The sequence below is a fragment of the Kribbella sp. NPDC006257 genome, assembly GCF_040613535.1.
Classification (GTDB): domain Bacteria; phylum Actinomycetota; class Actinomycetes; order Propionibacteriales; family Kribbellaceae; genus Kribbella.
The window spans coordinates 55,213-69,926 of sequence record NZ_JBEXSJ010000044.1 but is presented as its reverse complement, the minus strand read 5'-3'; the positions used below and the strand labels follow the sequence as shown (position 1 = coordinate 69,926).

13 protein-coding genes and 1 pseudogene are annotated in these 14,714 nt (G+C 68.1%); 8 read left to right on the top strand and 6 right to left on the bottom strand.

Annotation, left to right across the window (positions count from 1 at the left end; genetic code table 11):
- Positions 1 to 145 precede the first annotated feature (145 nt).
- Entirely contained in the window at positions 146 to 886 is a 741-nt protein-coding gene (locus ABZ004_RS35640) for a rhomboid family intramembrane serine protease (protein ID WP_355685996.1), read from the top strand.
- Here ABZ004_RS35640 and ABZ004_RS35635 read toward each other — a convergent pair.
- The 3 genes from ABZ004_RS35635 to ABZ004_RS35625 form a co-directional block, all read right to left on the bottom strand.
- Positions 883 to 2,145: a sigma-70 family RNA polymerase sigma factor gene (locus ABZ004_RS35635; RefSeq protein ID WP_355685994.1), complete on the bottom strand. Its 1,263-nt coding sequence runs from the start codon at positions 2,143 to 2,145 to the stop codon at positions 883 to 885. The two genes, ABZ004_RS35640 and ABZ004_RS35635, sit on opposite strands and share 4 nt — an antisense overlap.
- Before the next feature lies 1 nt (position 2,146).
- Entirely contained in the window at positions 2,147 to 2,497 is a 351-nt protein-coding gene (locus tag ABZ004_RS35630; protein ID WP_355685992.1) for a YciI family protein, read from the bottom strand.
- Positions 2,498 to 2,564: 67 nt separating this feature from the next.
- Entirely contained in the window at positions 2,565 to 3,137 is a 573-nt protein-coding gene (locus ABZ004_RS35625) for a TetR family transcriptional regulator (protein ID WP_355685990.1), read from the bottom strand.
- A 107-nt stretch (positions 3,138 to 3,244) separates the two neighbouring features.
- Between ABZ004_RS35625 and ABZ004_RS35620 the strand changes: the two genes are divergently transcribed.
- Positions 3,245 to 4,402 (top strand): NAD(P)/FAD-dependent oxidoreductase, encoded by a 1,158-nt coding sequence (locus tag ABZ004_RS35620; RefSeq protein WP_355685988.1) that lies wholly within the window; start codon positions 3,245 to 3,247, stop codon positions 4,400 to 4,402.
- A 98-nt stretch (positions 4,403 to 4,500) separates the two neighbouring features.
- Positions 4,501 to 6,165 (top strand): M14 family metallopeptidase, encoded by a 1,665-nt coding sequence (locus tag ABZ004_RS35615; protein WP_355685986.1) that lies wholly within the window; start codon positions 4,501 to 4,503, stop codon positions 6,163 to 6,165.
- On the opposite strand, the gene ABZ004_RS35610 is transcribed toward ABZ004_RS35615, so the two are convergent.
- A complete protein-coding gene (locus ABZ004_RS35610; protein ID WP_355685984.1) occupies positions 6,162 to 7,163 on the bottom strand; it encodes a LacI family DNA-binding transcriptional regulator in 1,002 nt (333 codons plus the stop codon). The genes ABZ004_RS35615 and ABZ004_RS35610 overlap by 4 nt on opposite strands.
- A gap of 115 nt (positions 7,164 to 7,278) precedes the next feature.
- Between ABZ004_RS35610 and ABZ004_RS35605 the strand changes: the two genes are divergently transcribed.
- From ABZ004_RS35605 to ABZ004_RS35590, 4 genes and pseudogenes are all read left to right on the top strand, one after another.
- Entirely contained in the window at positions 7,279 to 8,808 is a 1,530-nt protein-coding gene (locus ABZ004_RS35605) for an alpha-N-arabinofuranosidase (RefSeq protein WP_355685983.1), read from the top strand.
- Between the two features lie 26 nt (positions 8,809 to 8,834).
- Positions 8,835 to 11,057, top strand: coding sequence for a family 43 glycosylhydrolase (locus tag ABZ004_RS35600; RefSeq protein ID WP_355685981.1), 2,223 nt, complete (start codon positions 8,835 to 8,837; stop codon positions 11,055 to 11,057).
- A gap of 348 nt (positions 11,058 to 11,405) precedes the next feature.
- A pseudogene (locus ABZ004_RS35595) lies at positions 11,406 to 11,564 on the top strand (epoxide hydrolase N-terminal domain-containing protein); the annotation flags it as partial.
- A gap of 100 nt (positions 11,565 to 11,664) precedes the next feature.
- A complete protein-coding gene (locus ABZ004_RS35590; protein ID WP_355685980.1) occupies positions 11,665 to 12,255 on the top strand; it encodes a hypothetical protein in 591 nt (196 codons plus the stop codon).
- On the opposite strand, the gene ABZ004_RS35585 is transcribed toward ABZ004_RS35590, so the two are convergent.
- Positions 12,173 to 13,543 (bottom strand): PLP-dependent aminotransferase family protein, encoded by a 1,371-nt coding sequence (locus ABZ004_RS35585; protein WP_355685978.1) that lies wholly within the window; start codon positions 13,541 to 13,543, stop codon positions 12,173 to 12,175. The two genes, ABZ004_RS35590 and ABZ004_RS35585, sit on opposite strands and share 83 nt — an antisense overlap.
- Positions 13,544 to 13,729: 186 nt before the next feature.
- Between ABZ004_RS35585 and ABZ004_RS35580 the strand changes: the two genes are divergently transcribed.
- Positions 13,730 to 14,449 carry a pyridoxamine 5'-phosphate oxidase family protein gene (locus tag ABZ004_RS35580; protein ID WP_355685976.1) on the top strand — a complete coding sequence of 240 codons (720 nt, stop codon included), beginning with the start codon at positions 13,730 to 13,732 and terminating at the stop codon, positions 14,447 to 14,449.
- Here the strand turns inward: ABZ004_RS35580 and ABZ004_RS35575 are convergent.
- Entirely contained in the window at positions 14,412 to 14,696 is a 285-nt protein-coding gene (locus ABZ004_RS35575; protein ID WP_355685974.1) for a hypothetical protein, read from the bottom strand. The two genes, ABZ004_RS35580 and ABZ004_RS35575, sit on opposite strands and share 38 nt — an antisense overlap.
- Positions 14,697 to 14,714: the final 18 nt, after the last annotated feature.

Below are 14,714 nucleotides of genomic sequence, written 5' to 3'. Positions count from 1 at the left end.
CCCGCCCGGCAGTCGGGGGGGCGGCGCCCGGGGATTTAGTTGGTTTTAGAAAAACCAAGCAAGATCCCCCCCCCTCCCCCAGTCCACCCGCCCCCCCCCCCCCCCCCCGCGCCCCCCCCGCGACCTAGTTGCTAAGGACCACGGCGTGACCGAGACCGTCTGCTACCGGCACCCGGATCGGCCCGCCGGGGTCCGATGCCAGCGGTGCGACCGGCCGATCTGCCCGGCGTGTATGAACAGCGCGGCGGTCGGCTTCCAATGCCCGTCGTGCTTCAACGAGGGCGTCCGGTCGATCCCGCGGACCCGTACGTCGATGGGTGGCGTCCAGCGCGGCAACGTGCAGGTCGTCTCGATGACGATGCTGGCGCTCAACGTGCTGGTTTTCATCGCCGTCCGGTCCGGCAGCCCCCGGCTGCTGAACGACCTGGTGCTGGTCCCGGTGCTGGTCGACTCCGAGCCGTGGCGGCTGCTCACGTCGGCGTTCACGCACGTGCAGATCTTCCACATCTTCTCGAACCTGTTCATGCTGTGGCAGCTCGGTCCGATGCTGGAGCAGATCCTCGGCCGGCTCCGTTTCACGGTGCTCTACCTGCTCTCCGCGCTGGGCGGCGGCGTCGCGGTCTGGATCCTCGGCGCCCCCGGCAGCGCGACGCTCGGAGCTTCCGGCGCGGTGCTCGGCCTGGTCGGCGCGCTGCTGGTGATCAGCAAGGCCCGCGGCCTCGATGTCACCTGGATCGTCGGCTATGTGGCGATCACCGCGGTGCTCTCGTTCATCGTCCCGAACATCTCCTGGGAAGGTCACCTCGGCGGCTTCGTCACCGGCGCGGCCGTCGCCTGGCTCTTCCTCCAGGACACCAAACGCCGCCAGAACAAAGTCCGTCTCTAGAGGCCGGCCAGGCGTTGGTTGAGTGACTGCCGCTCGGCCGCGTTCTCGGTGAAGGCGAGAGCTTCCTCGTAGGCAGCTCTCGCTTCCGCGATGTGCCCGAGTTGCTGGAGGAACTCGCCGCGTGCGACAGCGGCGTACGGATAGGTGGCGAGTAGGGGCTCATCGGCTAGCTCGTTCAAGGCAGCTAGGCCGGCCTCGGGCCCGGCGGCGAATCCTTTGGCGACTGCGCGGTTGAGTGCTGCGACCGGTGAAGGCCGGCGAGCGAGCAGTACGTCGTACAGGCCGACGATCTCTTCCCAGTCGGTCGCTTCCCACGACGGCGACTCCGAGTGGACGGCAGCAATAGCAGCCCGTACGACGAATTGCCCGGCGGGCCCACCTCGCAGAGCCCGGCGTACGAGGGCCGACCCTTCGCTGATCGCCGTTTGGTTCCAGAGGCTCCGGTCCTGGTCGGCGAGGAGGATTGGTACACCGGTTGGGTCGAGGCGGGCTGCGCGGCGGGCGTCGGTCAGGAGCAGGAGTGCGAGCAGGCCTTTGACTTCGGCGTCGGCGGGTAGGAGTTCGGTCAGCATTCTGGCCAGATCGAGGGCGCGGGAGATCAGTTCGGTGTGCATCAGGTCGGGACCACTCGGCGCGACGTGGCCGGTCGTGAACAGCAGATCGACGACGGTCAGGACCGCCTCGATGCGCTCGGACAATTCCTCGGCGGCCGGCACCTGGTACGGGATCCGGGCGACCGCGATCTTTTTCTTCGCCCGGGTGATCCGGGCGGCCATGGTCGATTCGGTGACCAGGAACGCGCGGGCGATCTGGGCTGTGGACAGTCCGCAGACCAGCCGGAGCGTGAGCGCCACTTGAGCCTCTTGCGAGAGCGCCGGGTGGCAGCAGGTGAAGATCAGCCGCAGTCGTTCGTCGGCGATGTCGTCATCGTCCGCAGGCCCGGTGGTGATCTCGTCGTCGGCCAGGAGCGGGATCGTTTCGCGGAAGTGTGCCTCGCGCCGGATCAGGTCGATGGCGCGGTTCCGTGCGGTCGTGGTCAGCCAGGCTCCCGGCCGGGCCGGGATCCCAGAGGCGGACCAGGCGGTCAGGGCTTTGGCGTAGGCGTCTTGGACGCATTCCTCGGCGAGGTCGAGATCGCGGGTGACCCGAGCCGTCGCCGCGAGCACGAAGGCCCACTCCTGACGGTGTGCGAGCGCAACGGCAGCCGGTACGCCGGTCTGCCGCGCAGCCGACGCGGCGACGTTCGGGTCTTCGGTCATGTCAGTGCAGCGGCCGTACTTCGACCGCGGCGTCGCCGACCTCGCCGAAGTACGGGAGCTTCTTGGCGGCGGCCAGCGCATGGTCGAGCGACGGAACCTCGATCACGTAGTACCCGCCGAGGGCTTCCTTGGTCTCGGCGTACGGGCCGTCGGTGAGCAGGAAGCCGCCCTTGCCGTCCTGGCGCACGACGGTGGACATCGATGTTTGCTGGAGATGACCGGCATGGACGATGACGTCCTTGTGTTCGCGGGCGAAGGCTGCGTGGCCGTCGTCGAGGGCTTGGCGTTCGGCCGCGCTCGCGTTGTTGTAGTACGCCTCGTTGTCGTGGATGAGCAGTAGATACTGGGTCATGGTTGGTCCTTTCCCGGAGTGTTCTCACCTTGCCGACGAACGGCGAGAGCGCGGAATCGACAGCCCGTCAGGGAGTTCCGGTCAGGTAGCGGGTGATCGTCGGCCCGAGCCAGGCGACGGCCTCTTCGCGGGTCAGCTCCGCCACCGGTGGAAGCTGCAGCACATACCGGCACAACGCAAACCCCAGCGCCTGAGTAGCCACCAGCCCAGCCCTCGTCGCGATGGTGTTGGCATCGGCCAGACCGGCGATGGTTGGACCGAGTTGTTGGGCGAAGAGTTGGCGCATGCGGTCGGCGGCGACTTCGTTGGTGACGCTGGCTCGGAGTAGGGCCTTGAGGGATTCGTCGTCCTCCCAGCGGTCGAGGAAGTGGTTGGTGAGCGCCGCGCCGCGCTCCTCGGGCGGCAGCGCGCTGAGGTCGGGCAGCCGCAGGTCGAACTCGGCGGCCGCGGCGAAGAGCTTCTCCTTGTTACCGAAGTACCGCATCACCATCGCCGGATCGATCGCCGCATCCGCCGCGATCGCCCGGATCGTCGCGCGCTCGTACCCGTCGGCCGCAAACCTCTCCCGCGCCGCAGTCAGAATCGCCGCCCGAGTCCGATCCGACCGCCGCCCACCAGCATCCGTCACCTCGTCCGTCATGGGTCCACCGTAGGTCAACAAGCGTTGACCTACTAAGCTTCGACCTCTACAGTCGAAGTCAACAAGCGTTGGCCAACAAGTGTTGACTTTGAGAAGGGGTTGGAAAGATGAGTGGATTGCCGGGGCGGACCGAGGTGCTGGTGGTAGGGGCGGGGCCGGTTGGGCTTGCGGTGGCGGTGTCGCTCGCGGGGCACGGCCGCGAGGTGACTGTCGTCGACAAGCAGGCAGCGGGTGCGAACACCTCGCGTGCCTCGGTCGTCCATCCGCGCACGCTGGAAATGCTCGAGCGGATCGGTGTCGCCAAGCGGCTGACCGAGCTCGGCCGCCCGGTCGAGCAGTTCAACATCGCCGATGGCGACCGAACCCTGGTCCCGGTCCGGTTCGACAAACTCCCGACCGACTACCCGTTCGTCCTGATGATCCCGCAGAGCACCACCGAGCAGGTTCTGCTCGAACGTCTCGAAGAGCTGGGTGGAACAGTCCACCGCCCCTCCACGGCGACGGACGTCCGCCAGACCTCCGATGGCGCCGAGGTCACCCTCGAGAGCGGCGAGGTCATCCAAGCCCAGTACGTCGTGGCTGCCGACGGAATGAACAGCCGGATCCGCGATCTCGCCGGCCTCGGCTTCACCGGCGGCGACGACTTGCTACCGCTGAACTTCACCCTCGCCGACGTCCGCGTCGAGAGCGGCCTCCCCGAGGACGAAGTACTGCTGTATTTCTCCCGCCCCGGCATGCTCGTCGCCGCCCCGCTCCCCGACGGATCCTTCCGCCTGGTCGCCGAAGTGGACGACGCGCCTGAGCACCCGGACGTCGCCTATGCGCAGAAGCTGCTGAACGCCCGCGGCCCGCAAGAAACGACTGCGAGGGTGACTGAGGTGGTCTGGGGCTCGAGGTTCCGGATCCACGAGCGGGTGGCGGATCGTTACCGCGACCGGCGGATCGTGCTCGCCGGCGACGCCGCCCACACCCACAGCCCAGCGGGTGGTCAGGGCATGAACCTCGGCCTCCGCGACGCCGTGACGCTCGGCGACGCGCTCGCCGAAGCACTCACCACCGGCAACGAGAGCGACTTGGACGCCTACGCCATCAACAACCGCGCCGAAGCGGTTCGCGTCGTCTCCCTGGCCCACCGCCTGACCCGCCTGGCCACAGCGCCGTCCGTACTACGTCCCGCCCGGAACGCCGGCCTGCATCTCCTGGCCCACGTCCCCGCCTTCCGCCGCACCCTCGCCGAGCAACTCTCGGCTCTCGGGCACCGCTGAGTGTTTCCCCGCGCTCTTGGCGGAACTGCTTCCGTGCGCAGCGGTAGGGCAATACCCTCCAGTTACCCATTGCAATAGCCTCACTACTGGAGGTCACCGTGTTCCATCCCGCCCGATGGCACCGACTTGTCCCCCTGGCGCTGGCGGCGGCCGTCGCCGTTGGCGCCGGCAGCCAGGTCCAGGCTGCGGCACCACCCGATCACAAGGTGCAGGCGTACCAGAACGCCGAGCTGATCCAGCTGCTCAGAATCCACACTCCGACAGCAGCCGACAAGAAGCGGCTGACCACCCTCGACCTGGATCAGGCCGAGTCGGCCGGCAAGGACTTCGTCGACGTGGTTGCCTATGGCAATCAAGATCGCCGGTTGCTGACGCTGGCCGGGTTCAAGTGGAGTGTGCTCGAGGACGACCTGGTCGGTGCCGACAAGGAACGCGAGGCGGCCGACGCGGCGTACGCGAGAGGCGTGCAGACCAAGGCGATCAAGGCTGTCTTGCCGAGCGGGCGTACGGCGTACCGGACTCTCGCGGACTACACGAACGACCTCGCCGCGCTGGCGGCGCAGTACCCGACGAAGGTGAAGTCGTTCACGCTGAAGAACACCTCGCTCGAAGGCCGCACGATCCGCGGTATCGAGGTCAGCCACAACGTGAACACCAACGACGGCAAGCCGGTGTTCCTGATGGTCGGTCTGCACCATGCGCGGGAGTGGCCGTCGGGTGAGCTGACGATGGAGTTCGCCTACGACCTGCTGAAGAACGACGGCGTGGACCCGCGGATCACCAACATCCTGGAGAAGTCCCGGGTGATCTTCGTGCCGGTGGTGAACCCCGACGGCTTCAACCTGAGCCGCACCCTCGGCTACGAGATGAAGCGGAAGAACTGCCGGATCACCAACGGGCAGCTCCCGACCACCGGCCAGTGCGCGCAGTCGGCGAACCAGTCCCGCGGCACCGACCTGAACCGCAACTACGCCGGCTTCTGGGGCGGCCCGGGTGCGTCCACCAGCCTGACCTCGGAGACGTACCGCGGCGCGAGCGCGTTCAGCGAGCCGGAGTCGCGCAACATCCAGTCACTCGTCTCGGCGAACCAGGTGACGACCCTGATCACCAACCACACCTACTCCAACCTGGTACTACGGGAGCCGGGCTACGCGGGTGCCGGCAACACCCCCGATGAGGCGCTCTACAAGTCGCTCGGTGACCAGATGGCCGCCCAGAACGGGTACGACAGCCAGTTCGGCTACGAGCTGTACGACACCACCGGTACGACGGAGGACTGGTCGTACTACGCCACCGGCGGGCTCGGGTTCACCTTCGAGCACGGCGCGAACAGCTTCCACCCGGCGTTCTCGAATGTCGTCAACTACTACTACGGCTCGGGCAGTACGGCGGGCAAGGGCAACCGCGAGGCCTATCTGATCGCCGCCGAGAGCACGATCAACGCCGCCCGGCACTCGGTCATCACCGGGACCGGACCGGCGGGAGCCGTTCTGCGGTTGAAGAAGTCGTTCAACACCAAGACCTGGAACGGGACGAACATCCCCGACATGCTCGACACCACGATGGTCGTGCCGGCCGGTGGCAGCTACACGTGGCACACCAACCCTTCGACCCGGCCGATCGTCGTCCAGCAGGGCGGAACCGAGTCGTGGACGATGACGTGTGAGCGGCCGACCGGTCAGGTGCTGGAGACCCGGCAAGTCACGGTCGCGCGGGGCGCCAGCGTGACGGCGAACCTGACGACCTGTGCAGCCACCTTCTAGCCGCTGGTCGATTCTCTGATCTGCAACGTGTACGGGACGGTGAGGTCGCGGCGGTCGGCCTCACCAACCCCGGCGATCCGGTCGAGGAGAAGGGCGACCGCGTTCTCGGCCAGCCACTCCTTGTCCGGCGAGATCGTGGTCAGCGACGGCGAGTGGTACCGGCCGTCCTCGATGTCGTCGAAGCCGATCACCGCGACATCTGCCGGTGCTGACAGGCCGGCGTCGGTCAGCGCGCGGAGGGCCCCGATGGCGAGCAGGTCGTTGAAGCAGAAGACCGCGTCCGGTGGCTCGGGGAGCGCGAGGAGTTCGCGCATCGCGGCAGCACCGTCCTCGCGGTGATAGCCCGAACCGCCCACCTCGAGCGCGGGGTCCGCGGCGAGGCCGGCGGCTTTCAGCGCTTTGCGGTATCCCTTACGGCGTACGGATCCGGTGCCTGCGCCGCCGCCGACGCCGATCGCGGCGATCCGGCGCCGGCCGATCGAGATCAGGTGGCTGGTCGCGTCGAAGGCGGCCTGGACCGAGTCGACCGCGACGTGGTCGAAGGTGCCGCCCGGATGCCGTTCGCCGAGCAGGAGCAGCGGCTTCGCGGTGTCGGCCGAGCCGATCTTGGCCGGCGCCGTGGTGATCGGCGAGAAGATGATGCCGTCGATCAGCTGGCCGCGCATCCCGTCGAGGACGAGCTTCTCGGCGGCCGCCTCGCCCTCGGTCTGGTCGATCAGGACGGTGATGCCGCGCTTCTTGGCGGCCCGGCTGACCGCGGCGCCGAGCTCCGCGAAGTACGGCGAGGCCATCTCCGGGACGGCCAGGGCGATGAAGTCGGAGCGGCCTTTGCGCAGCGAGCGGGCGCTGACGTTCGGGGTGTACTCGAGTTCGGCGATCGCGGCCTCGACCTTGGCCCGGGTCTGCGCGGTGATGTGCGGGTAGTCGTTGATGACGTTGGAGACGGTCTTCACCGAGACGCCGGCCCGCGCCGCCACATCGCTCAGCCTGGTCGCCATCCGGACTCCTTCCACCCGATCGAAGCCTGAGTCTGTCACGTGAGGCCTTTACAGGAGATGTCAATCGTTGCAAAACTCCAGGTTAATCGTTGTAAACAGCGTCCAGGAGGACTTTGTGGCTCGTCTTGCGGTGGATCGCGCGTTCGTGGTGGGCGAGGTCGACCGGCGTCTGTTCGGCTCGTTCGTCGAGCACATGGGGCGCTGTGTCTACACCGGCATCTACGAACCGGGGCACGCCGCCGCGGATCCGGACGGGTTCCGCGAGGACGTGCTGGAACTGGTCCGCGAGCTGGGCGTCACCGCGATCCGCTACCCCGGCGGCAACTTCGTCTCCAACTACCAGTGGGAGGACGGTGTCGGCCCGAAGGACGGGCGGCCGCGCCGGCTCGACCTGGCCTGGCGGGCGATCGAGCCCAACCAGTTCGGCACCGACGAGTTCGTCGCCTGGTCGCACAAGGCCGGCGTCGAGCCGATCTGGGCGGTCAACCTCGGCACCCGCGGGATCACCGAAGCGGTTCAGCTGCTCGAGTACTGCAACCTGCCGGCCGGCACCGAGCTGCCGGACCGGCGCGTCCGCAACGGCAGCAAGGAGCCGCACGCGATCAAGGTCTGGTGCCTGGGCAACGAGATGGACGGCCCCTGGCAGATCGGCCACAAGACCGCGTCGGAGTACGCACGTCTTGCCGAGGAGACCGCGAACGCGATGCGCCGGGTCGACCCGGGCATCGAACTCGTCGCCTGCGGTTCGAGCAACGCCGCCATGCCGACCTTCGGCGACTGGGAACGCATAGTCCTCGAGCGCACCTACGACCTCGTCGACCACATTTCACTGCACGCGTACTACGAGCCGAAAAAGCAAGGGAAGGAAGGAAAGCAAGGGGAGGGGGAGGCTGACCAGGCGAGCTTCCTGGGCAGCGCCGAGGGGATGGACCGGTTCATCGACTCGGTCGTCGCGACCGCCGATCACGTGAAGGCTCTCAAGCGCAGCGACAAGGAGATCACCTTGTCGTTCGACGAGTGGAATGTCTGGCGGCAGCAGGAGTTCCCCGGCGAGCTCGGCCTCGAAGTACGGGAAGTGAGCCCGCTGATCGAGGACGTCTACACGGTCGACGATGCGGTGGTGGTCGGCAGCCTGCTGATCACGCTGCTCCGGCACGCCGATCGGGTCAAGATCGCCTGCCTGGCTCAGTTGGTGAACGTGATCGCCCCGATCCGGACCGAGCCCGACGGACGGGCGTGGCGGCAGACGATCTTCCACCCGTTCGCGCTGACCGCGAAGTACGCCGGGTCGACGGTACTGCGGACCGAGGTGTCCGGGCCCGAGGTGGAGACCGCGCAGTACGGACGCATCGCGGCGCTCTGGAGCACCGCGACGTACGAGGAATCGACCGGCGAGCTGGCGGTCTTCGTGGTCAACCGGAGTGAGAGCGAGACAGTGGACTTCGAAGTACCGGTGTTTGCCGGGCATCAGCTCGTGGAGCACCTCGCTCTGTACGACGACGATCGCGGAGCCGTGAACACTGCCGACGAGCCCGATCGGGTGATTCCGCGCCGCATCGCTGACACGACAGTTGCCGATGGCATCTGTACCGCCACGTTGCCGCCGGCCTCGTGGCACCTGATCAGGTTCGCGCCGATCAGCTGACAACCACTTCAGAGAGGAACCCGCCAGTGCCTCCCAGACGTCTCCTCGCCGCAGCCCTCGCTGTCGCAGCGATCACCGCCGGTACTACGGCGGCTGTCGCCGCGCCGCCAAGCCCGGTCACCACCGTCAACCCGATCTCGTCGTCCTTCGCCGACACGTTCGCGGATCCGTCGATCATCCAGGGCCGCGACGGCTACTGGTACGCGTACGCCACCTCGGACCCACTCGTTGCCAATGGCCCCTTCGGGCTGATGCACATGGCGAGGACGAAGGACCTCAGCTCCTGGGAATACCTCGGCACGGTCTTCAGCGACGCGACCAAGCCGGCGTGGGCCGCGCCCGGCTCGTTCTTCTGGGCGCCGGACATCCGGTACTTCGGTGGTAGGTACGTCATGTACTTCACCGTCACCGACACGCTCGCCAACCCAGGCTCCGACAACGCGATCGGCGTGGCCACCGCACCGACTCCTTCGGGCCCTTGGACCTCCACCGATGCGCCCGTGGTCGCGCCGAAGCCGGACGGTAACGGCGGCTACTTCGGCACGATCGACCCCGCGCTGCTGACGGCGGCCGACGGCAAGCGGTACCTCTACAGCGGCGGCTTCTACGGCGGCATCTCCGTCACTGAACTCTCCCCGGACGGCCTGCATTCGGTCGGTACGCCGACCCAGGTGACCGTCGGCGACCGCTACGAAGGCTCGTACGCCGTGTTTCGCGACGGCTGGTACTACCTGATGGGCTCGACCTCGAACTGCTGCGCCGGTCCGACCACCGGCTACACCGTCTTCGCCGGTCGCTCGCGATCCCCGCGCGGACCGTTCCTGGATGCGACCGGTGCCTCGATGAACGAGTCGCGGGTCGGCGGGACGACCGTCATCACCCAGAACGGGAACAAGTGGATCGGTCCCGGGCACCACGCGTTGATCACCGACGCAGCCGGGCAGGACCACATCGTCTACCACGCGATCGACCGCGGGATGCCGTGGCTGACCGACCCGTTCGGGATCAACCGGCGGCCGATGCTGATCGACGACATCGACTGGATCGACGGCTGGCCACGAGCGCGCGCCGGAGCCGGGCCGTCGGACACGCCTCAGCCGGCTCCGGTCACGGGATCGGGAGCGGGGATCAACTCGGTCGATCCCGCGGGCGGACTCTGGGGTGCGACCAGGCGAGCTGGTGACTCGCTTGGTGGGCCTACCGCAGCGATCAGTGGTGCAGCTGCTACTCGCCAGGCTGCGCCGGGTGGATCGGTGCGCGTCGAGGCTGACGTGCGACTGGGCGACAGCTTCACCACTGTGCTCGGCGGCTCTGTGGTTGCGACTGTGAGCAGCAGCAAGATCACTGTGGTTGCAGGAGGTCGTAGTGCGAGTGCAGTGCTTCCGGCTGACTTCGACCGGGCGCAGTGGAACAAGCTGAGTGTGCAGGTGCTCGGCAACACGGTGACTGTTCGGGTGAACGATGCAGGTCTTGGCGACTTGTATGCCGAGGCTCAGCTCGTCGTACCGGGGTTGAAGCTCCGGTCGGCGCCGGTGAGGTGGCTGGGGTCGGCGGAGGTGGACAACCTGACGGTGCGGGCTGTGGCGAATCCGGTTCGCCGGCTGGCCGCAGTCCCGGAGGTCGGGAAGCTGTTGAGCGCTGACGAGTTCGACTCCGCGCTGGGGGCTCAGTGGAGTTGGGTGCGGCAGGACGACAAGGCTGTTGTTGCTGATGGCAAGTTGTCTTGGCCGTTGGAGAACGCGGACATGGTCGGGTCGGGGAACAACGCTGGGTTGTTGTTCCACGAGACGCCGGCTGGGGACAGCTGGATCGCGGAGACGAAGCTGCACCTGGATCTCGGCGAGGGCGACGTACGGAACTACCAGCAGGCCGGGATGATCGCGTATCTGAACGACGACGACTTCGCCCGGCTCGGCGACGTGTCGATCTGGAAGACGCGGCAGACCGAGTTCGGCCGCGAGTTGGTGGCGCGGGCTTCGGACGGTGCGACCAGCTACGGCGGCGCCGCCATCGGCCGCCAGGCACCCACCCTGTGGATGCGGCTCGCCTACCACCGCAACGCAGCAGGCGAACACGTCTACCGCGCCGCCACCAGCACCGACGGCACCAACTGGACCTGGGGCGCCTCGTGGGTCCTACCGCCCGCCGCCACCCCGAAGCTCGGCCTCTACGCCCACGGCGACTTCACCGGCGCCACCCCACCACCCGTCGCCACCTTCGACTACCTGCGTTTCTACGCGGTGAAATGACCTTCACGTCTACGGCGACAACTTCGCAGACCCGCAGGTTGTCGCCGTAGCCGACACCTACTACGCCTTCGCCAGCAACGGCCCGCTCGGCAACATCCAAACCCTGACTTCAGACGACGCGTCAGGTGTCCAAGGGATCGGTGTCGCAGTCGCCTCGGACCCGAAAGGTCCATATGTCGACAAATCGAGTTGGCCACTCAGCTGCGAACGAAACGAGGGTGGGCGCGACTGGTTCGTGCACCACGCGTGGGATCCGGCCGGAGTCGGTCAGGAACCCGGCCGCACGATGTGGCTCTCTGAACTCACCTGGCACGGCACTACGCCGAGCTGGCGGATCGGCTGGCTCGGGTGCGTATTGGGCCTGAGTTGGGCGGAGCGTACGGCGTACCGGTGGCGCGGGTGCGGGAGTTGGTGGAGTACTGGCGGAACGACTACGACTGGCGGGCGTGGGAAGCGCGGTTGAATGCGTATCCGCAGTACACGGCGGCGATCGATGGGACGACGGTGCACTTCCTGCACGTCAGGTCCGGTGTGCCGGGGGCGATTCCGCTGATCCTCAGCCACGGGGTGGGGGCCGCGGCGGATCGCGCGAGCGTGGGCGACATTGATGCGTGGTCTCGGCTACGACCGGTACGCCGCGGCCGGCAACGACTGGGGTTCGCCGATCACCGTCGAACTCTCGAAGATCGCGCCGGTGATCGGCATCCACCTCACCCAGCTGTTCTCCTTGCCTGACGGCGAATCGATGAGCTACCCACCTACCGACCAGGAAGAGCCGAGCGACCTCACCCCGGCCGACCGAGCCGCGCTCGCGGGACTACGGGACGTCCAGCACACCGTCGCGGCGTACGCGCATGTGCACGAACAGCAGCTCCAGACCCTCGCCTACGCGCTCTACGACTCACCGCTCGCCCTGCTCGCGTGGAACAGCCAGGTGATGGGTGGACTCGATCCGGAGACGCTCCTCACCCACGTGTCCATCCACTGGCTCACCGGTACGGCGGGGTCGGCGCGGGACCACAGCAACATCGTCTCCTGGAACGCGTACGACACCGGTGGCCACTACGCCGCGCATCAAGCAACAGACCTCGTTGTCGAAGACCTCCGAGCCTTCTTCAGCCGAGTTCGCGGAGAACCTGGGCGAGGATCCGCAGTGCCGTCTGCAGCTCCTCATGACCGGGCCTCGCATAGCCGATGACCAGGCCGGGTGGGCCGGGCACCGATCGCCGGTACTCCGAGAGCGGGGCGACCTCCACTCCGGCTGACCGCGCACGAGCTGCTACTACGCGATCGTCGAGGGAGTCGGGGAGGACAAGGGTGATGTGGAGGCCGGCGTCCTGGCCGATGACCCGGCCGTAGGGTTCGAGTACTTCGCACGCGTGGTTGCGGCGTTCGGCGTACAGGCGGCGGTTGCGGCGGATCACCTGGTCGAGGTAACCGTCGCGGAGCATCGCGAGGAAGGCCGCCTGCATCGGCCAGCCGAGCCAGTCGGCCGACTCTTCCCGGTACGCCGCGAGCGTGTCGATCACCTCGGTCGACGCGACCAGCCAGCCGAGTCTCAGGGCCGGACTGAGCAGCTTGGAGAGGGTGCCCAGGTGCACCACCCGATCGAGGTCGAGCTGGGCGAGTGCGGGCAGCGGCGCCACGTCGTACCGGAACTCGCTGTCGTAGTCGTCCTCGATCAGCAGTGCCCCGGTCCGCCGCGCCCAGCGGATCAACTCGTTGCGCCGGGCAACGGGTAGCCGGCCGCCGAGCGGGTACTGGTGGGACGGGGTCACGTACGCCGAGGCGAGGTCGTCACCGAGTTCGGAGACCAGCAGGCCGTCCTCGTCGACACCGATGTCGACGATCTCCAGCCGATGATCGCGGGCCGCGACCACCGCGTTGACGTAGCCGGGGTCCTCGATCGCGATCCGGTCGCCCGGGCGATGCCGTACGGCGAGCAGCAGCCGCAGACCGTGGATCGTCCCGTGCGTGATCAGCACGTTCTCGGGACCGCAGGCGATCCCCCGGACCCGGCCGACGTGCGCCGCCAACGCCTCCCGCAACGCGGGTAGCCCGGCCGGATCCTCGTACCCGGGCGGCGGCAGCTGCGCCGACACCTCCCGCCAGGCCCGCCGCCACCCCGCATCCGGCGAGCCGCCGATGTACGGGATCCCCGCCCGCAACGACAACAGCTTCTCCTCCGGCGCCGGCGCCACCCTGGCTCGCGGCCGCCCGACCGGCTGCAGCGGTACGACGTCCGCCACGTACGTCCCCGACCCGACCCGGCCCTCGATCCACCCCTCGGCGTGCAGCTGGTCGTACGCCGCTTGCGCGACCGCTCGGGACACCGACAACTCGCGCGCCAGATCGCGGGTGGACGGCAGCCGATGACCGGCTTGGAGCCGCCCGTCGCGGACCGCCGCGCGGAACTGCTCGGCCAGCTGCAGATGCAACGGGCCGCTGCCGCCGCGGTCGAGCACCAGGGGGAGCGAGCTCTTCAAGTGGACTACCCGATTCGGATCGGAATGGACCGTGCCAGCATGCCACTGCCGGCAGCAGGCTGGTCCCATGACCATGTTGTTGGCCTCGCCTCCGGCTCGGCGGGTCATGGGGCTGAGCTCCCGCCCTTCCCTCGTCCCTCCGGTCGCTTCGCTCCCTCCACTCCTCAGTCCAGGCCGGGAGGCCCCATGACCATCACCACGCCGCTCCAGCCGACCGACCGCACCTCCCTGCGCCGCTCGAAGGAGCGCGCCGGGACCGACCGCGACGAACTCCACGCCGTACTGCGCGACGGCATGTTCTGCCATCTCGGCGTGATCCTCGGCGACGCCCCGCTGGTCCTGCCCACGGCGTACGGGACCGACCTGGATCGAGGCGTCGACGGGACCCTCTACCTGCACGGCTCGGTGGCCGCCCGGAGTGTGGTGGCTGCGCCCGAGCAGACGATCTGCGTGACGGTCACCCACGCCGACGGCCTGGTGCTGGCCCGGTCGGCGTTCCATCACTCGGTGAACTACCGGTCGGCGGTGATCTTCGGCGTACCGCGGCTCGTCACGGACCCCGACGAGAAGCTGCACGGCCTGAACGTGATCGTCGACCATCTGGTCCCCGGCCGCTCGCACGCCACCCGTCCGCCGAACCGCAAGGAGCTCGCCAAGACCTCCGTCCTCGCGCTCTCGCTGACCGAGGCTTCACTGAAGACCCGCAGCGGCGAGGCGAACGACGAGCCCGAGGACCTGGACCTTCCCTACTGGACCGGCGTGATCCCGCTCCGCGTGACGGCGGGCGAGCCGATCACCAACACCGACTGCGACCTGCTCACCCCGGCCCACATCCGGACCCGCGCCAACCAGCTCGGTGCCCCGTCGCTCACCGGCTTCGCCGAACCAGCAGCGACTGCGCGGTGACCAGACAGCCGATCACCAGTACGGCGATGCCGACCACCCGCAGTCCCTCGTCCGCACCCGCGACGAACGCCGCGAGGATCTGGTGAGCGGAACCGGGCTCGACGGCGAGTGCCTGCGCGACGGTGTGCTCGCCGCGGAGCCCGATCGACAGTTCGTTGACGAACCGAGCAGTGAGCACGGTCCCGATCACCGCGACTCCGAGTGCGCTGCCGAACTCACGGGTTGCGGCCTGCAATCCGGCGCCCATCCCAGCCTGGTCGCGTGG